This window comes from Streptomyces hundungensis, assembly GCF_003627815.1.
In the GTDB taxonomy this organism is placed as follows: domain Bacteria; phylum Actinomycetota; class Actinomycetes; order Streptomycetales; family Streptomycetaceae; genus Streptomyces; species Streptomyces hundungensis_A.
Window position 1 is genome coordinate 2775668 of record NZ_CP032698.1, and the last position, 17453, is coordinate 2793120.

Consider the following 17453-nt stretch of genomic DNA (forward strand, 5'->3'; position numbering starts at 1 on the left):
GGGGTGCTCATGTCCGGCCGGGACCGGCCCTTGGGATGTGCGGTGCTCATTTCTCGATCACCGGGTCACTTCTGCTGGATCAGCTTGGTCATCTGGGCGGCCGCGCTGTCCAGGGCCTCCTTGGACGACTCCTTGCCCTGGAGACACTTGGCGATCTCGTTGCGCAGGATCGTCTTCATCTCGTCGCTGAACAGCACGGGCGTGTAGTTGACGGCGGTGGGGAGCATCTTCGCCGAGGCGACCCGGATCTTGCCCTCCTCGCTGCCGTCGGACTTCGTCCAGTACTCCTTGTCGAGCGAGCCCTTGGTGCTGGGGAAGACGGCGACCTTGTGGCCGAAGTCCTCCTGGTTCTTCTGGTCCGTGACGAAGTGGGCGAAGGCGAGCGCGGTCGCGGTGTTCTTGCTCCCCGAGTTCACCGAGAGGCCCTGCAAGTACATGTTCTGCTTGCCGGTGTTGGTCGGTACGTCGGTGATGCCGAGGCTGCTGTAGAGCGAGGGGGCGGACTTCTTGAAGGTCTCCAGGTCATGGGCGCTGCCCGGGTTCATGGCGACCTCCTGCTGGAGGAACTTCTGCCCGGCCGTCTCGGCGGTGAGCGTCAGCGCCTGCTTGTGCAGTCCGCCCTCCTTGAACATGGTCTGATACTTCGTCAGGAACTCGACGCCCTTGGCGTCGTTGAAGGTGAACTTCGTGCCGTCCTTGCTCATGATCTCGACGCCGTAGCGTCCGAAGTCCTCGACGGTCGGCGGCTGCGCGAGGGTCGCCTTGCCCTTCTGGCCCAACTGGGCTGCGTCCGCGAAGAGTTCGTCGAAGGTCTTCGGGGCCTTGTCGGCGTCGAGCCCGGCGTCCTTGAACATGGCCTTGTTGTAGAAGAGCGGGCCGGTGTTCAGATACCAGGGGAAGGCGTACGAGCCGTCGAGCCCCGGCATGTCGAAGCCGTGCCAGGCGCCGTCCAGGTATTCGGGCTTGAACTTCGCGGCGACCTTGTCCTTGTCCAGGTTGAGCAAGGTGCCGGCCTTGGCGAGCGGATAAGCGAGGTCCGGGGAGAGGTTCACGACATCGGGGAGGGTGCCGGCGGTGGCGTCCGCGCTCAGCTTGTCGGCGTAGTTGTCGGCGGGCTGGTCCACCCACTTCACCTTGGCGCCGGGGTTCGCTTTCTCGAAGTCCTTGATGACGCCTTCGAAGTAGTCCTTGAAGTTGGCTCGGAGGTTCCAGGTCTGGAACTTGATCTCGCCCTCGATCTTCCCGTCGGTGGCCGAGCCCTTTCCGCTCCCGCCGCCACCGCACGCGGTGAGCAGGGTGAGCGAGAGGGCCGCGCCGAGACCGACGGCCGTCCGGATCGCGACACTGCGATGAATGGACATGAGTGGCTGACTCCTTCGCCTCGTCCCGATGACGTTGCACACCATGCAGCGCCTATGAATTGGACGTCAATACCGAATAAGTGCCGGTATTCACTAAACCCGCAGGTGGGAGCCGCTAAATAGGACTAAAGTCCCTAATCTTGTAGGTCAACTAAGGCGGTTTAGTGAGGAACTAACTAAACCGCGTTACCAACGCGCGTTAGCATCCCCTCATGAGCGAGATCGAAAGCGATGCGCCGCCACCCCGCCGCCCGACGATGAAGGACGTGGCCAGAGAGGCCGGCGTCTCCACCAGCGCCGTCTCCTTCGCGCTCAACGACCGGCCGGGGGTGTCCGACGCGACCCGTCGGCGGGTCATACGGGTCGCGGACCGGCTCGGCTGGCGGCCCAGCTCGGCGGCGCGGGCGCTCTCGGGAGAGAACGCGGGCGCGGTGGGCATGGTGCTGGCCCGCCCGGCCGACAGCCTGGGCGGGGAGTCCTTCTTCCTCCAGCTCGTCTCGGGCATCCAGGCGAGCCTCGCGCCGCGCGACCAGGCGCTGGTCTTCCAGATGGTCGACGACGTCCAGGCGGAGTGCGAGCTGTACCGGCGCTGGTGGGCGCAGCGGCGGGTCGACGGGGTGATCGTGGTCGACCCCCGGGTCTCGGACCCCCGGCCCGAGACCCTCGCGGTACTCGGCCTGCCGGCCGTGATCATCGGCGGAATGGAGGCGCCGGGCAATCCGGGCGCGCCCCAACTCCCCCGCCAGGCACGGCTGTCCAACATCTGGGCCGACGACTCCGGGGCGATGGATCTGATCGTCCGTCATCTGTACGGCCTCGGCCACCGCCGCATCGGCCACATCGCGGGTACGCCGGGCTTCGCCCACACGGCTCGCCGGATCGCCTCGCTGCGTGCGGCGGCGCGGCGCCTCGGCCTCGATCACGCGGTGTCCGTGACCACGGACTTCACGGACCGCCAGGGCGCCAAGGCGGCCCGCCGCCTGTTCTCGGCGCCGACCCCGCCGACCGCCCTCATCTGCGACAACGAGGTGATGGCGGTGGCGGCGGTCAGCGTGGCGGCGGAGCGGGGGCTGCTGATCCCGAGGGACGTCTCGGTGGTGTCCTGGGAGGACTCCCCGATCTGCCACACGCTGCATCCCCAACTGACGGCGCTGGTCCGCAAGGCGGACGAGTTCGGCGGCCGGGCCGCGTCCGAACTCCTGGCCCTCCTCGACGGCAGCGCCCCCCGCCAACTCCAGGACCCACTGCCGCAGCTACAGCCCCGCGAAAGCACGGGGTCGCCTCCGGGCCAGTAGGCCCGGGTGGCCTTTCACACCAGCTCCGCTCGTGACGGGGTGCTTCCGTCACCAAGCGCTGCGGGCTCAAATGACCGAAGTGCAGGCCCCCTTGACGCTCTCGGCGAGTCCGGGCGATGGTCATAGAACCATGTGGAACCGCACCGGGCTGGAGGAGCCATGGCACTACGGTTCATCGCGAAAGATCCGAACACGGATGGGGCGAACTGTCCCACGGCGTGGGTCGACGAAGAGACCCACGAGTTGGTGTTCCAGGGCCGCACCGCTGACGAGCACACGTTGACCGAGTGCCTGGTGACCGGACCCGTTCCCGCATACGAATCGGTGGTACGGCTGCCGCTGAGCATGGTGGCCGCTATCAGGGAGGCATGTGATGTGGCGGAGCGCGCCGCCGTTCGCTGAGTTGTTGGCGGGTTGTCAGCACTCGGCCCTGCATCTTGAGATGCGGGACCACTATGACGACCCGGACGAGGCACCCCGCGTCGCGGCGTGGAAGGCGGGGCACCGTCCCGACCCGGACGACCGTGCGTCATGGTGGCGTCCGTGGCTCGACATGGTCGCTGAAACCGTCGCCCGGGGTGTTGTCATCCGGCGTGCCCGAATCGTCTCGGAACCGGTCAGCGAGTACACGAAGTACCTCTACGACGGCACGTTCACCAATGTGGCGGCCGGCGAAGAGGTTCGGTGGCTGCCCCGCCGCAAGGCCTCGGACCTGGCACTGCCCGGCAACGACTTCTGGCTGTTCGACGACCATCTCGTCAGGTTCGGCTACTTCGCGGGCGACGGGGCTTACCTAGGCGACGAGGTATCCGACGAACCCGCCGTGGCCAAGCTGTGCGCTGACGCTTTCCAGAGCGTCTGGAGCAGGGCGACGCCGCACGCCGAATACCGGGTTTGACGGCCACCACAGCACATGCCCACGTCGCCGTCCTCAAGTGTCCAGTCTGCCCGCAAGAGGGTCGCTGACCGGCTACGGGAGCTCCGCAGGGATGCGAACCTGACCGCCACCGACATCGCCGATCGCACAGGTTGGTACAAGTCCAAGGTCTCCCGCCTCGAGAACGCCGTAACGCCCCCGTCCGATGACGACATCCGAGCATGGTGCCGGGCTTGTGATGCCGACGGGCTGGCCGCGGACCTGATCGCGGCCTCCCGCTCGGCAGACAACATGTACGTCGAATGGCGACGGCTCCAACGCACCGGTTTGCGTCGGCTCCAGGAGTCGTACGTCCCGCTCTTCGAGCGCACCCGGTTGTTTCGGATCTACTGCTCCAACGTCGTTCCGGGACTGCTGCAAACGGACGGCTACGCACGTGCGTTGCTCGGATCCATCACCGCGTTCCGCGACGCCCCGAACGACGTGTCCGAAGCGGTGGCGGCCCGGCTGGACCGCTCGCGCGTGATCCGCGAAGGAAACCATCGCTTCGCCCTGCTGGTCGAAGAGGCGGTTCTCCGTCACCGCGTGGGCGACGCCGAGGCGATGGCAGGGCAGTTGGGCCACTTGCTCTCGGCCATGGCACTTCCGTCCGTGTCTCTGGGCGTGATCCCCTTCACCGCCGAACGCCGCATGTGGATGATCGAGACGTTCAGCATCTACGACGAGCAACAGGCCCAGGTCGAGCTACTGACGGCACAGGTGAACGTGACCGCGCCGTCCGAAGTCGGGCAGTACGTCAAAGCGTTCGGCGAATTCGCCAAACTCGCCGTGCACGGCGCCGAGGCCCGGTCTTTGATCACCGCCGCCATCGACGCGCTGGAGTGAACTCGTGGAACTCAGTAGAACTCACTAGGTGTTGCCACACCCGACTTCCTACCGTGGTCGTCATCGAACCACGCGACGGATGGGCGACACGACCATGACGGACCCACCGACCTACCCCCAACCGGCCGTCGAACTGGCCGACTTCGTCGAGGAGTACCTCTACGGCTGCTCCCCCGCCCCCGGCTGCGGGGTCTGTGCCGCGCTCGCCAAGGAGTTGGCGGTGGCGCGCGCGGCGCGCGAGTACAGCCGGGCCTATGACGCCGCCGCGGAGATCCGCAACCACCCCCACGCGCCCGCCCGCGCCGAGAGATGACAGCCCGGCCCCATCCCCCGGAGGGTTTCGGGAAGGGGCGGGGTGGGGAAAAATCAGCCCTCCAAACCCCCCAGCGCCCCCGGCAGTACCCCCGAATACAGCACCCCGAGCCGCTGCGTAGCCCGGGTCAGCGCGACATACAGGTCGCTCACCCCGTACTCCCCCGGCTCCACGACCAGCACCGAGTCGAATTCGAGCCCCTTCGCCTGGCGGGGGTCGAGCAGGACCACCTCGCTCGTCAGGTCGGGGGTGGCGCCCCATGCCGCGTCGGGCAGGGCCGCGAGGAGGGCGGGGTGGAGGGGGCCCGGGGCGATCACGGCGAGGCGGCCCGTACCGCGCCAGGATGTCGTGGCGTCCGCCACCGCCGAGGCCAGCGCGTCGGGGGCGACGCGGCGGGCCCAGGGGCGTACCCCGGTGGAGCGGACGGAGCTGGGCGGGACGAAGGACGGGTCCGCCGCCCGGCACACCTCGGCCGCCACCTCCATGATCTCCGCCGGCGTACGGTAGTTGACGCCGAGGCGTACGTGCTCCCAGTTCCCCTCGGCGACGTACGGAGCGAGGATGCGCTCCCAGGAACCCAGCCCCGCCGCGTCCGCGGTCTGCGCCGGGTCGCCGACCAGGGTCATCGAGCGGGTCGGGCAGCGCCGCATCAGCAGGCGCCAGGCCATCGCCGAGAGCTCCTGGGCCTCGTCGACGATAATGTGGCCGAACGCCCAGGTGCGGTCGGCGGCGGCCCGTTCGGCGGCGCTGCGGTGGTCGGCCTCCTCGTGGCGCTCGGCCATCCGCTCGGCGTCGATGATGTTGTGCGCCGCGAGCACCTCGGACTCCTCGTCCTCGAACTCGTACGACTCCGATCCGGCGGAGAGGTCGAGCACGCCCTGCGCGTAGGCGATCCGCTCCTGGCGCTCGGCCTCGGCGGCAGCCCGTGCGGCACTGTCGTCCTCGCCGAGCAGTTCGGCCGCCTCGTCGAGCAGCGGTACGTCCGCGGGCGTCCAGGTGTCGCCTTCGCGCCGGATCAACTTGGCCTCGGCGTCCGGCAGATGGGTCGGCTCGGCGAGGAAGTCCGCCACGAGTTCCTGCGGCGTCAGCAGGGGCCAGAGCGTCTCGATCGCGGCGTGCACCTCCCGGCTCGTCGCGATCTCCTTGCCCATCTGGGCGGCGTCGTCGGGACCGAGCAGGTTCGGTCCGCCGAAGGGGTCGGCGCCGATCCGCTCCACCAGTTGCGCGGTGAGGGCGTCGATGATGTGGAAGGCGAAGTGCGGCCGGGCCAGGTTGTGCGGGAAGCCGCTCTCACGCGCCTTCCACCGGGCGTCCTCGGCCATCGCGCGGTCGAGCTGGAGCGTGCCGTAGCCGTCGTGCGGGATCTCGACGAACCGCTCGGGCACGGTCTGGCGGTCGCGTACGACCCGCGCGAGCACGTCGGCCATGTCCGCGCGGCCCTTGATCTCGGCCGCCTCGGGGGTGTCGGTGCCGCTCGCGTGCACGCCGGGGAACAGCTCGGACATCGTCGACAGGAGCACCCCGGTCTCGCCGAGCGAGGGCAGTACGTCCCCGATGTAGCCGAGGAACGCCGGGTTGGGCCCGACGACGAGCACGGCCCTGCGGGCCAGCAACTCCCGGTGCTCGTACAGGAGATACGCCGCCCGGTGCAGGGCGACCACGGTCTTTCCGGTGCCGGGGCCGCCCTCCACGACGAGCACGCCGCGGTGCGGTGCGCGGATGATGCGGTCCTGCTCGGCCTGGATGGTCTGCACGATGTCGTGCATCCGGCCGGTGCGGGCCGCGTCGAGCGCGGCGAGCAGCACCTCGTCCGCGTTGGCGCCCTCGTGGCCGGTGCGCTCCGCGTCCGTCAGGTCGAGGAGTTCGTCGTGCAGCGCCGTGACGGTGCGTCCCTCGGTGCTGATGTGGCGCCTGCGCCGCAATCCCATGGGGGAATATCCGGTCGCGAGATAGAAGGGGCGGGCGACATCGGCGCGCCAGTCGACCACCAGCGGGGTGCGTTCCCGATCATTCCTGCGGATTCCGATGCGTCCCACGTGATGCGTCGTACCGTCGCGGAAATCGAGCCGCCCGAAACACAGTCCGTTCTCTCCCGCGTTCAGGGCGGCGAGCAGGCCCGACTGCTCGGCCACCAGCACATCGCGCTCAAGCCGGGCCTGCTGACCGGTCCCGACCTGCGCCAACGCCGTCTGCGTCGCGGCCTCCGCCTGATCACGCAGCTCGTCGAGGCGGGCGTAGAGACCGGTGATGAATTGCTGTTCCTTCCGGAATTCCTCGGTTGACAATTCCACTCCTGACGCGGTACAGTGTTTCCATAAGGCTTCTTCGTGGCTTGCATTCATTCGGAGACACGAAACACCTAATATACGCAAGGGAATGCCCCGGATGTCAATTCATCCGGGGCATTCCTTTTTGGTTCCCGCGTCCGCGCGTCCGCGGGAACGGTCAGATGACGTCTTCCAGCTCCTGCAACAGCCGTCGCTTCGGCCGCGCGCCCACCATCGACTTCACGGGCTCGCCCGCGCGGAAGACCATCAGGGTGGGCATCGACAGGACGCCGTACTTCGCGGTCGTCTCGGGGTTGGTGTCCACGTCGATCTGGACGATCTTCAGCCGGTCCGCCTCCTCCGCCGCCACGGCGCTCAGCACGGGCGCGATCTGCCGGCACGGCGGGCACCAGTCGGCCGTGAACTCCACCAGGACCGGAAGCCCGGCCTCCATCACTTCCGCGTGGAAGGTCGCGTCGGTGACCTCGTCCACGCCTGCTGCCTTGATCATTGCGTCGTCTCCTCGGTGTGGGGCGGGGTCGGCGGACTCAACTCGCAGAGCGGCTCCGGGCCGCCCGGAACCTGCGCCGCGGCCAGTACTTCGGCCCGGGCCAGCTCCTCGCCCACCTGGGCGCGTACGGCGCTGAGTTCGCCGATCAGCGCGTCGAGCTCGGTCAGCTTGCGGCGGTACACGGCGAGCGACGCGGGACAGGTGTCCCCGGCCGGATGGCCCGCCCGCAGGCACTCCACGAACGGCCGGGTCTCCTCCAACTCGAACCCGAAGTCCTGAAGGGTCCTGATCTGCTGGAGCAGCCGCAGGTCGTTCTCGTCGTACGTCCGGTAGCCGTTGTCGGTGCGCCGCGCGGCCAGCAGGCCGCGCGACTCGTAGTACCGAAGCGTGCGGGTGGTCGTCCCGGCCCGCGCCGCGAGTTCGCCGATGCGCATGACAAGGACGGTAATCCTTGCCGTCGGCGTCAAGGCAAGCGTGACGGCATGTGGGATGCGGGGTCCGGCGGGCCCGGTCCGTTCAGCGGCGGCCCCTTCAACGGCCTGCCGGTGGGAGCAGCGGCTTTCCCTCCCGGCCGCCGACCGGCGAGGAGAGCACGATCGACGTCGTCGTGCGGCCCAGCGCCGAGGTCTGCTCCAGGATCTCCTCCAGGTGGATGGTGTCAGCCACGGCCACCTTGATGATCCAGCAGTCCTCGCCCACCACGTGGTGCACCTCGATGACCTCCGGCCGGTCCATCAGCTCCAGAGTTCTGGGGTGCTTCAGGTTGTAGCCGCCGTGTGGGCTGACCCGGATGAACGCCTGGATGCCGTAGCCGAGCCGGGCCGGATCGACCCGCGCCCCGTACCCGGTGATCGCGCCGCTCGCCTCCAGCCGGCGCAGCCGCTCCGTGACCGCGGCAGGGCTCAGCCGGACCCGTCGGCCCAGCTCGCTGAGCTTGATCCGGCCCTCCCGCTGGACGACGTCGAGCAGCTGCCAATCGACCGGATCGAAGCCCGCTGACGAATCGTTGGCGGCGGTACGCGAATGCCGTGGTTCTTTTGGTACGGCGGTGAGATCTCCCATGTTTCCCCCTTCAGTCCCCGGGCCGTCAACGTAACACTGGTATCCGGGAAAACCGCAGGTGGGAAAGGGGATTGGGTTCATGCGCGAGGTATTGGTCATCGGGGGCAACCGCTACTTCGGCAAGCGGCTCATCGCCCGGCTGCTCGCGGCCGGCGACCGGGTCACGGTCCTCAACCGCGGCTCAGCGCCACCCCCACCGGGGGTGATCCAGCTGATCGCCGACCGCGACGACGAGGCGTCCTTGGCGGCGGCCGTCGGCGAGCGCACCTTCGACGTCGTCGTCGACCAGGTCTGCTACACCCCGCGCCAGGCGGCGATCGCCCGCCGCGTCTTCACCGGCCGCACGGCCCGCTACGTCATGACGTCGACGGTCGAGGTGTACGAGTACGAGGACGCGGACGAACCGCTCGACGAGGACACCCTCGACCCCGCCACGGTGATCGTCACCCCCGAACTCCCCTGGCAGGACCCGGAGTTCGTGGCCGCCCACTACGGCGAGGGCAAGCGTCAGGCGGAGGCGGTGTTCGCCGCGGGCGGCTCCTTCCCTCAGGTCGCGGTGCGGGTGGCCCATGTGCTGGGCGGCGCCGACGACTTCACCGGGCGGCTCGCGCACTACGCGGACCGGATCCGCGCGGGCGAGCCGGTCACGGTGGCCGTACCGAACCGCCCGGCGACGTACATCGACGTCGAGGAGATCGCCGACTTCCTCTTCTGGGTGACGCGCCAGGACTTCACCGGGCCGGTGAACGCCGCCTCGCACGGGCCGCTCGGCACCGAGGACATCGTGGCGGCGGTCGTCGCCGCGCTGGGCGGCGAGGCGCGGCCCGTGCGCTACCAGCCGGTGGAGGTCGGCGCGGTCTCGCCGTTCTCCTTCGCCCGCTCGTACCCGATGGACACCGCCCGCGCGGAGTCGCTCGGCTTCACCTTCTCGCACACCAAGGACTGGCTGACGCGTGCCGTCGCCGCAACACTGGGAGTCAACTGACATGCGCTACCGCACACTTGGGCCCTTCGAGGTCGGCGCCATCGGGTACGGCGCGATGCCGCTGTCGATCGAGGGACGCCCGGACGAGGCGCGGGCGGTGGCCACCGTGCACGCCGCGCTCGACGCGGGGATCACCCTCATCGACACCGCCGACTCCTACTACGCGCCGGGCGGCGAGCCCGGCCACAACGAGCTTCTGATCAGCCGTGCCCTCGCCTCCTACGGCGGCCCCACCGATCACGTCCTGGTCGCCACCAAGGGCGGCCGGGGGCGCACCGACGACGGCGGCTGGACCGTCGACGGCGACCCGAAGCATCTGCGGCGTACCGCCGAGGCGTCCGCGCGGCGGCTCGGCGGCGAGGCCATCGGCCTCTACCAGTTGCACAAGCCCGACCCGGCGGTGCCGTTCGCCGAGTCCGTGGGCGCCCTCGCGGAGCTCGCCGACGAGGGAACGGTCCGCACGGTGGGGCTCTCCAACGTGGACACCGACCAGATCCGGGAGGCGCGCGCGATCCTGGGTGAGCGTCTGGTCTCCGTCCAGAACCGCTTTTCGCCCGCGGTCACCGACAGCGAGCCGGAGCTGCGGCTCTGCGCGGAGCTGGGCCTGGCGTTCCTGCCGTGGAGCCCGCTGGGCGGGATCTCGCGCAGCGCGCTGGACGGGCCGGGCGGTCCCGCGCCCGAGACCGCCTTCCACACCGTGGCGAGGGAGCGCGGGGTCAGCCCCCAACAGGTGGTCCTGGCCTGGCTGTTGAACCGCTCGCCGGTGGTGCTCCCGATCCCGGGAGCCAGCCGCCCCGCGTCGGTACGGGACTCGGCGGGTGCGGCCGATCTCGTACTGAGCGGGGCGGAGTTGGCGTTGCTGCCCTGAGGCGCGGGGGGGTCAGACCGAGAGGCTCTCGCGCTCCTCGGCGCCCTCACCGGCCTGCTCCTCGGCCTTGGCGCGGCGCGGCAGGAGGACGGCGACCAGGACGGTTCCGACGCCCAGGATCACCGCGCCGACCAGGCTGGTGCGGGCCACCGCGTCGGAGAAGGCGGAGCCGACCGCGTGGCTCATCTGCTGGGCACCGGCGGCCAGTTGCTCGGCCTGCGCCTTGAGCTGGGCCGCCTGCTGCGGGTTGCCGGCGTGCAGGGCCTGGGCGCCGAGCTGCTTGGCCTGCTCGCCGATGCCCTGGGCGACGGCGTACCCGGCGCCCACCGAGTCCTGCGCGGTGCTCAGCGCGGAGGCGGGCAGCTTCGTACCGGCGGTGGCGTCGGCGAGGTGCGAGGAGTACGACTTGGCGAGCACCGAGCCCAGGATGGCGATGCCGAGCGAGCCGCCGAGTTCGAGGGAGGTGTCGTTGACGGCGCCGCCGACGCCGAGCTCGGCCTCCGGGAAGGCGCCCATGATCGCGTCGGTGCAGGGCGAAAGGGCGAGCCCGATGGCCACGCCGAGGATGATCAGCGGGGCGAGGAAGTCCCCGTAACCGGAGGTGGAGTCGACCCGGGTGAGCAGCGCGAGCGCGACGGTTCCGGCGACCATGCCCGCGGTGACGGTGACCTTCATGCCGAGCCGCGGCGTGAGGAAGCCGGTCAGGGCGGAGCCCACGAAGACCGCGCCGGCCAGCGGCAGCATGCGGATGCCGGTCTCCAGCGGGGTGTAACCGAGCACGAACTGGAGGTGCTGGGTGAGGTAGTAGAAGGCGCCGAACACCGCGAGGAAGAAGAGCGCGACGGCGAGCAGCGAGCCGGAGAACATGCGGTGCGCGAAGCGCCGTACGTTCAGGACGGGCCGCGGGTGGCGCAGCTCCCACAGCACGAAGACCACGAATCCGAGGCCGGCGATGACGGCGGCGCCGATCGCCTTGGCGTCCCAGCCGAAGTGCGGGCCCTGGATGATCATGTAGACGAGCGCGCCGACGGAGACGACCGAGAGCAGCCCGCCGACGTAGTCGATGCGGTCGTGGTGGGCGGCCTTCGACGGCGGTACGAGGACGAACGCGCCGACGACCGCGAGCAGCGCGATCGGCACGTTGATGAGGAACGTCGAGGCCCAGCCGTGGTTCTCCAGGAGGGCGCCCGCCACCAACGGCCCTGCGGCGATGGCGATTCCGGCGGTCGCGGTCCACAGCAGGATCGCCTTGGCGCGCTCCGCGCGCGGGAACGTCGAGGCCAGCAGCGACAGGGTCGCGGGCATGATCAGCGCGGCGCCGACGCCCATGACGGCGCGGGAGGCTATGACGCCCGTCGAGCTGTCGACGAGCGAGCCGGCCACCGAGGCGCCCGCGAAGACGAGCAGGCCGAGCACGAGCGCGCCGCGCCGGCTGTACTTGTCGCCGATCGCGCCGAGCAGCAGCATCAGCGCGGCGTACGGGACGGTGTAGCCGTCGATGACCCACTGGAGGTCGGAGCTGCTGAGCCCGAGGTCCTTGGTCATGTCGGGGGCGGCGACGGTGAGGGCGGTGTTCGCCATCACGATGATGAGCAGGCTGAGGCAGAGCACGAGCAGCGCCCACCAGCGCCGCCCATAGGGCGCCTGCATCTTCTCGACGGGCTCCTTGATGACGAGACCCACGGTGTCTCACCCTTCCTGTGCCTTGCTTCCCCGCGATCCGTCGTCCGCGGGGGCACTGCTCCCCTACCGGGGAAGATCCACTTGCACATCGTTGTGCAATTACACACTGCTGTGCAATTTACGCCGATGCACGCCGCTGTGCAAAATGGGGCTGTGAATGCCACCCCTGCCGCCCCCTCGGGGGGCCGCGCCGACGCGAATCGCCGCCGCATCATGGAGGTGGCCTTCGCCGAGCTGCTCCGCGACCCGGACGCGTCGATGGACCAGATCGCCCGGGCGGCGGGGGTCGTACGGCGCACGGTGTACGGGCACTTCCCGAGCCGGGACGCGCTGATCGCGGCGCTGGTGGACGAGGCGGCCCAGACCGTCGCTGACGCCCACCGCGAGGGGCGCGAAGGCGTCGCGGATCCGGCCGAGGCGCTGGCGCGGGCCACCCTCGCGGTCTGGGAGATCGCCGACCGCTACCGGCTCCTGGTCGCCCTCGCCCAGCGCAGCGTCACCATGGCGGGCATCAAGCTGCGCCTCGCCCCGGTCCGCAAGGAGTGCGTGGATCTGCTCCAACTCGGCCTGGGCCAGGGGGTGTTCACCTCCCCCCTGCCACCGGCGGCCCTCGCCTATGTGCACGAACAGTCCCTGTTCGGCCTGATGGAGGCGGTCAACGAGGGCGCGCTGCCCGCATCCGAGGCAGGCCGCTCGGCCGCGACGACGCTGCTGCTCTCGGCGGGCGTCCCGGCGGGCCGCACGGCCGAGGTGGTGGCGGAGGCGCTCGACCGCTGACGCGGCCGGGTTCTTCGGTTACGCCGTTCGTGGGAAAGCCTCGAGCACGCCACTAGCAAGCGCATAGCCCGTGGGGCGAGAGTGACGGCACGTCAACTGCCTTTCTCCTCACGGAGGTTCAGGATGCGCCGTCGTACCACCCTGAGCATGACCGCGACCGCGGCCCTCGCCCTCGCCGCCCTGGCCACCGCGCCGGCGCAGGCCGCCCCCGCCGACAAGGCCCAGGTGCTCGCCTCCTTCACCCAGACCGGCGCGGCCAGCTCGACCGCGTGGCAGGCCGCACACAACGACCAGGCCCGCTGGGCGGCGTACGACTTCAACTGGACGACGGACTACTGCTCGAAGTCCCCCGACAACCCCTTCGGCTTCCCCTTCAAACTGTCCTGCGCGCGGCACGACTTCGGGTACCGCAACTACAAGGCGGCGGGCCAGTTCCCCGCCAACAAGGCGCGTATCGACAGCGCCCTGTACGAGGACCTCAAGCGGGTCTGCGCCCCGTACGGCACGGCGAAGAAGGCGTCCTGCAACGCGACCGCGTGGACGTACTACCAGGCGGTCAAGGCCCTGGGCGACTGAGCACCGGGCCTCAGGGCCCCGCGTCCGACGGCACCCCCGTGGCCGTCGGACACGGATCACCCTCGGGGCGGACCCGCGCGCGTCGCGACGCGTGCCCGCGCCGTTCTCAACCGGCCGTCGGCGCGGCCTGCTTGGGCTCGTCCCGCTGTTCGGGGACCTCGGCCTCGCCCGCCGTCAGCATGGTCTCGTCGAACGGGAGCCGGCCCGCCAGGACCTCCGTGACCCGGGCTTTGTCGATCTCCTTCGTCCAGGTGCCGACGAGCACACAGGCGACCGCGTTGCCCGCGAAGTTGGTCAGCGCCCGGGCCTCGCTCATGAAGCGGTCGATGCCGACGATCAGCCCGACGCCGTCGACGAGTTCGGGGCGGTGCGACTGGAGGCCGCCCGCCAGGGTGGCCAGGCCCGCTCCGGTGACGCCCGCCGCGCCCTTCGAGGCGATGATCATGAAGAGGAGCAGCGAGATCTGCTCGCTCGCGGACAGCGGCTTGCCCATGGCGTTGGCGATGAACAGGGAGGACATCGTCAGATAGATCGCGGTGCCGTCCAGGTTGAAGGAGTAGCCCGTCGGCACCGTGATGCCCGCCACCGAGCGGCTCACGCCGAGGTGCTCCATCTTCGCGATGAGCCGCGGCAGCGCCGACTCCGACGAGGACGTGGACAGGATCAGCAGGAACTCCCTGGCCAGGTACTTCAGCAGGCTGAAGATGTTGACGCCGGTCATCAGCCGCAGGAGCGCGCCGAGCACCAGGAAGACGAAGAGGGCGCAGGTGATGTAGAAGCCGATCATGATGACGGCCAGTGCCTTCAGGGCGTCCACGCCGGTCTCGCCGACCACCCCCGCGATCGCGCCGAAGGCGCCGATGGGCGCCACCCACATCACCATGGCGAGCATCCGGAAGACGAGCCGCTGGATGTGCTCGACGCCGCGCAGCACCGGCTGTCCCGCCGCGCCGAGCGCCTGGAGGGCGAAGCCCGCGAGCAGGGCGATCAGGAGGGTCTGGAGCACCTGGCCCTCGGTGAAGGCGGACACCATGGTCTTGGGGATGATGCCGAGCAGGAAGTCCGCGGTGGACTCGCTCGCGCCCGCGGCCTGCTTGGCGCCGGCGTGGCGCGCGGCCTCCGTGAGGTGCAGGCCGGAGCCGGGCTCCAGGACGTTGCCGACCAGGAGGCCGATGGCGAGGGCCACCGTCGACATGACGAGGAAGTAGCCGAGCGCGAGGCCGCCGACGGCCCCGACCTTGGCGGCCTTACGCACCGAGCCGACGCCCAGCACGATGGTGCAGAAGATGATGGGCGAGATCATCATCTTGATCAGGTTCACGAACCCGGTGCCGATCGGCTTCAGCTCGACGGCGACCCCGGGCGCCGCGAACCCCACGACGATGCCGAGTATCACCGCGCCGATCACGGCCAGGTACAGGTAGTGGGTGCGGTTACCACCCCTGACCTTGGGGCCCTGGGGGTGTTGTGGGCGGGCGACTGGCTCTGCCACGGGGGTCCTCCTCGGTAGCGGCTGCGGGGGTGCCCCGGGGCCGATTCAGCGATCCCCGCGACTATCCAGCACGCTGTGACGCCGGTCACCCTTACGTGCATTTCGTTCATGCAGATCCAGCCAGCACACTGAGCGGATGCGTCTTCCCGGACCCCGCTCCCTCGCCGGCCAGCTCTTCGCCATGCAGGTGGTCCTGGTCGCCGCGATCGTGGCGGGGTGCGCCCTGTTCTCGTACCTGACCGACCGCGGCCAGGCCGAGGAGACGGCCCGTCGGCAGGCGGTCGCCACCGCCACCTCCGTCGCCGCATCGCCCGCGGTGATCGCCGCTGCCCGCACCGCCGACCCCACGGCCGCGCTCCAGCCGTACACGGAGACCCTGCGCACCACCACCGGGGTCGACTTCGTCGTGGTCATGGCCCCGGACGGCACCCGCTGGACGCACCCCGTGCCGGGCGAGATCGGCCGGGCCTACCTCGGCGACATCGCCCCCGCGCTGCGCGGGCGGACCTTCACCGAGACACACATGGGGGTGCTCGGCCCCTCCGTGCGGGTGGTGGCACCGGTGCGCGACCCCGATGATCATGGCCGGATCACCGCGCTCGTCAGCGCGGGCATCACCATCGACCGGATCAGCGAGCAGGTGCACAAGCAGCTGATGGCCCTGGCCGCCATGGCGGCCGGCGCGCTCGCGCTCGGCGGCCTCGGCACGTATGTGATCAACGCGCGGCTGCGCCGGCACACCCACGGCATGAACGCCGCCGAGCTGAGCCGGATGCACGACTACCACCAAGCCACCCTGCACGCCGTGCGCGAGGGGCTGCTGATGCTCGACGGGCAGCGGCGGATCGCGCTCATCAACGACGGCGGGCGCGAGCTGCTCGGCCTCGGCGAGGACGCGGTGGGCCGCCCGGTGGCCGAGCTCGGCCTGCCCACCGCGCTCGCCGGGGCGCTGCTCGCCTCCGAGCCCCGGGTGGACGAGGTGCACATGACGGCCGACCGGATCGTCGTCCTGAACAGCCGGCCGGTCTCCTCGGGCGGCCGCCGCGGCACCGTGGTGACCCTGCGCGACCACACCGAACTCCAGGCGCTGTCCAGCGAGTTGGACTCCGAGCGCGGTTTCACCCAGGCGCTGCGGGCGCAGGCGCACGAGGCCGCGAACCGGCTGCACACGGTGGTCTCGCTGATCGAGCTGGGCCGCGTCGAGGACGCCGTGGAGTTCGCCACCGCCGAGCTGGAGCTGGCCCAGGCGCTCACCGACCAGGTGGTCACGGCGGTCGGCGAACCGGTGCTCGCCGCGCTGCTGCTCGGCAAGGCCGCGCAGGCCAACGAGCACGGCGTGGAGCTGGTCCTCACCGAGGGCAGCGCGGTCGGCGACGGCCTGCTCGCGGACGCCCTGCCCGCCCGCGACCTGGTCACCATCCTCGGCAATCTGCTGGACAACGCGGTGGACGCGGCGCAGGGCAGCGCGGTCGCCGAGGTCGCCGTCACCCTCACCACCGAGGACGGGTCGCTCGTGGTGCGGGTCGCGGACAGCGGGCCCGGCGTCGACCCGGCCGCCGCCGAGGCCGTGTTCGAGCGGGGCTGGTCGACCAAGAGCCCGGGGCGCGGCCTCGGCCTCGCGCTGGTCCGGCTCACCGCCGCACGGCACAAGGGCACCATCGCGCTGACCCAAAGCCCTTACGGTGGCGCCGAGTTCACGGTTCGGCTGCCCATCGAGCAGGGAGTGCGCGCATGATCAGGGTGCTGGTCGTCGAGGACGATTCGGTCGCCGCCGAGGCGCACCACCTCTATGTGGGCCGGGTGCCGGGCTTCACCGCCGTCGCGGTGGCGCACTCGCGGGCCGAGGCGCTGCGCGCCCTGGAGCGGACCGAGGTGGACCTCCTGCTGCTCGACCTGTATCTGCCGGACGGCCACGGGCTCCAGCTCGTCCGGTCGCTGCGGGCGGCCGGACACGGCGCCGATGTGGTGGCGGTGACCTCGGCCCGGGATCTGACGATGGTGCGCGAGGGGGTGTCGCTCGGGGTGGTGCAGTACGTCCTGAAGCCGTTCACCTTCCCCACGCTGCGCGATCGGCTCGTGCGGTACGCCGAGTTCCGGGCGGCGGCCGGGGAGGCGAGCGGGCAGGAGGAGGTGGACCGGGCGCTGGCCGCCCTGCGCGCCCCGCAACCGTCCGCGCTCCCCAAGGGGCTGAGCGCGCCCACGCTCCAGGCGGTCACCCGCACCCTGCGCGAGAGACCCGGGGGCGTGACGGCGGCGGAGGCGGGCCTCGCGGTCGGCATCTCGCGGATCACCGCCCGCCGCTATCTGGAGCACCTGGTCGCCTCGGGCCGCGCCGAACGCACCCCGCAGTACGGCCAGATCGGCCGCCCGGAGTTGCAGTACCGCTGGCTCAACTCGCCGCCTAGCCACGGCAGTTGACGGGGTGAGCGGCGCGCGGACGCGGGGTTGACCCGCTCGGCGGGCGCGTTTACGTTCACCGGGCAGCCAAGGGTGGCCGTGGC

18 protein-coding genes are annotated in these 17453 nt (G+C 70.5%); 11 read left to right on the forward strand and 7 right to left on the reverse strand.

What is annotated here, in order from left to right; genetic code table 11:
- Nucleotides 1-65: 65 nt before the first annotated feature.
- Nucleotides 66-1361, reverse strand: a complete 1296-nt coding sequence (locus DWB77_RS12240; RefSeq protein WP_120721299.1) for an ABC transporter substrate-binding protein — start codon at nt 1359-1361, stop codon at nt 66-68.
- Between the two features lie 212 nt (nt 1362-1573).
- Between DWB77_RS12240 and DWB77_RS12245 the strand changes: the two genes are divergently transcribed.
- The 5 genes from DWB77_RS12245 to DWB77_RS12265 all read left to right on the forward strand — a co-directional run bounded on the left by DWB77_RS12245 (nt 1574) and on the right by DWB77_RS12265 (nt 4731).
- Nucleotides 1574-2656: a LacI family DNA-binding transcriptional regulator gene (locus DWB77_RS12245; RefSeq protein WP_120721300.1), complete on the forward strand. Its 1083-nt coding sequence runs from the start codon at nt 1574-1576 to the stop codon at nt 2654-2656.
- A gap of 159 nt (nt 2657-2815) precedes the next feature.
- Nucleotides 2816-3058, forward strand: a complete 243-nt coding sequence (locus tag DWB77_RS12250) for a hypothetical protein (RefSeq protein ID WP_120721301.1) — start codon at nt 2816-2818, stop codon at nt 3056-3058.
- Complete coding sequence (locus DWB77_RS12255) at nt 3030-3554, forward strand: DUF6879 family protein (RefSeq protein WP_120721302.1); 525 nt, start codon at nt 3030-3032, stop codon at nt 3552-3554. Before DWB77_RS12250 ends, DWB77_RS12255 begins: the two co-directional genes overlap by 29 nt.
- Before the next feature lie 15 nt (nt 3555-3569).
- The gene (locus DWB77_RS12260) at nt 3570-4418 is read left to right on the forward strand and encodes a helix-turn-helix domain-containing protein (RefSeq protein WP_120721303.1); all 849 of its coding nucleotides are present in this window, start codon (nt 3570-3572) and stop codon (nt 4416-4418) included.
- A gap of 94 nt (nt 4419-4512) precedes the next feature.
- Nucleotides 4513-4731, forward strand: a complete 219-nt coding sequence (locus DWB77_RS12265) for a hypothetical protein (RefSeq protein ID WP_120727693.1) — start codon at nt 4513-4515, stop codon at nt 4729-4731.
- Between the two features lie 53 nt (nt 4732-4784).
- On the opposite strand, the gene DWB77_RS12270 is transcribed toward DWB77_RS12265, so the two are convergent.
- The 4 genes from DWB77_RS12270 to DWB77_RS12285 form a co-directional block, all read right to left on the reverse strand.
- Nucleotides 4785-7016, reverse strand: a complete 2232-nt coding sequence (locus DWB77_RS12270; protein ID WP_246033505.1) for a HelD family protein — start codon at nt 7014-7016, stop codon at nt 4785-4787.
- Nucleotides 7017-7176: 160 nt separating this feature from the next.
- On the reverse strand, nt 7177-7509 hold the full coding sequence (trxA, locus tag DWB77_RS12275; protein WP_120721305.1) for a thioredoxin: 333 nt from the start codon (nt 7507-7509) through the stop codon (nt 7177-7179).
- The gene (locus DWB77_RS12280; RefSeq protein WP_120721306.1) at nt 7506-7943 is read right to left on the reverse strand and encodes a MerR family transcriptional regulator; all 438 of its coding nucleotides are present in this window, start codon (nt 7941-7943) and stop codon (nt 7506-7508) included. Before DWB77_RS12280 ends, trxA begins: the two co-directional genes overlap by 4 nt.
- Before the next feature lie 97 nt (nt 7944-8040).
- A complete protein-coding gene (locus tag DWB77_RS12285) occupies nt 8041-8571 on the reverse strand; it encodes an Lrp/AsnC family transcriptional regulator (RefSeq protein ID WP_120721307.1) in 531 nt (176 codons plus the stop codon).
- Nucleotides 8572-8650: 79 nt separating this feature from the next.
- Between DWB77_RS12285 and DWB77_RS12290 the strand changes: the two genes are divergently transcribed.
- On the forward strand, nt 8651-9556 hold the full coding sequence (locus tag DWB77_RS12290) for an NAD-dependent epimerase/dehydratase family protein (RefSeq protein ID WP_120721308.1): 906 nt from the start codon (nt 8651-8653) through the stop codon (nt 9554-9556).
- A 1-nt stretch (nt 9557) separates the two neighbouring features.
- On the forward strand, nt 9558-10424 hold the full coding sequence (locus tag DWB77_RS12295) for an aldo/keto reductase (RefSeq protein ID WP_120721309.1): 867 nt from the start codon (nt 9558-9560) through the stop codon (nt 10422-10424).
- Between the two features lie 12 nt (nt 10425-10436).
- Here the strand turns inward: DWB77_RS12295 and DWB77_RS12300 are convergent, their stop codons facing one another.
- The gene (locus tag DWB77_RS12300; RefSeq protein ID WP_120721310.1) at nt 10437-12107 is read right to left on the reverse strand and encodes an MFS transporter; all 1671 of its coding nucleotides are present in this window, start codon (nt 12105-12107) and stop codon (nt 10437-10439) included.
- A gap of 126 nt (nt 12108-12233) precedes the next feature.
- On the opposite strand from DWB77_RS12300, the gene DWB77_RS12305 reads away from it, so the two are divergent.
- Nucleotides 12234-12884 (forward strand): TetR/AcrR family transcriptional regulator, encoded by a 651-nt coding sequence (locus tag DWB77_RS12305; protein ID WP_120721311.1) that lies wholly within the window; start codon nt 12234-12236, stop codon nt 12882-12884.
- A 123-nt stretch (nt 12885-13007) separates the two neighbouring features.
- Nucleotides 13008-13460, forward strand: a complete 453-nt coding sequence (locus DWB77_RS12310) for a phospholipase (protein ID WP_174248541.1) — start codon at nt 13008-13010, stop codon at nt 13458-13460.
- A 106-nt stretch (nt 13461-13566) separates the two neighbouring features.
- On the opposite strand, the gene DWB77_RS12315 is transcribed toward DWB77_RS12310, so the two are convergent.
- Nucleotides 13567-14952 (reverse strand): cation:dicarboxylate symporter family transporter, encoded by a 1386-nt coding sequence (locus tag DWB77_RS12315; RefSeq protein ID WP_120721312.1) that lies wholly within the window; start codon nt 14950-14952, stop codon nt 13567-13569.
- A 136-nt stretch (nt 14953-15088) separates the two neighbouring features.
- Here DWB77_RS12315 and DWB77_RS12320 point away from each other — a divergent pair, with 136 nt between their 5' ends.
- Nucleotides 15089-16687, forward strand: a complete 1599-nt coding sequence (locus DWB77_RS12320; RefSeq protein WP_120721313.1) for a sensor histidine kinase — start codon at nt 15089-15091, stop codon at nt 16685-16687.
- Nucleotides 16684-17370, forward strand: a complete 687-nt coding sequence (locus tag DWB77_RS12325) for a response regulator (RefSeq protein ID WP_120721314.1) — start codon at nt 16684-16686, stop codon at nt 17368-17370. Before DWB77_RS12320 ends, DWB77_RS12325 begins: the two co-directional genes overlap by 4 nt.
- The last annotated feature ends 83 nt before the right edge of the window (nt 17371-17453 follow it).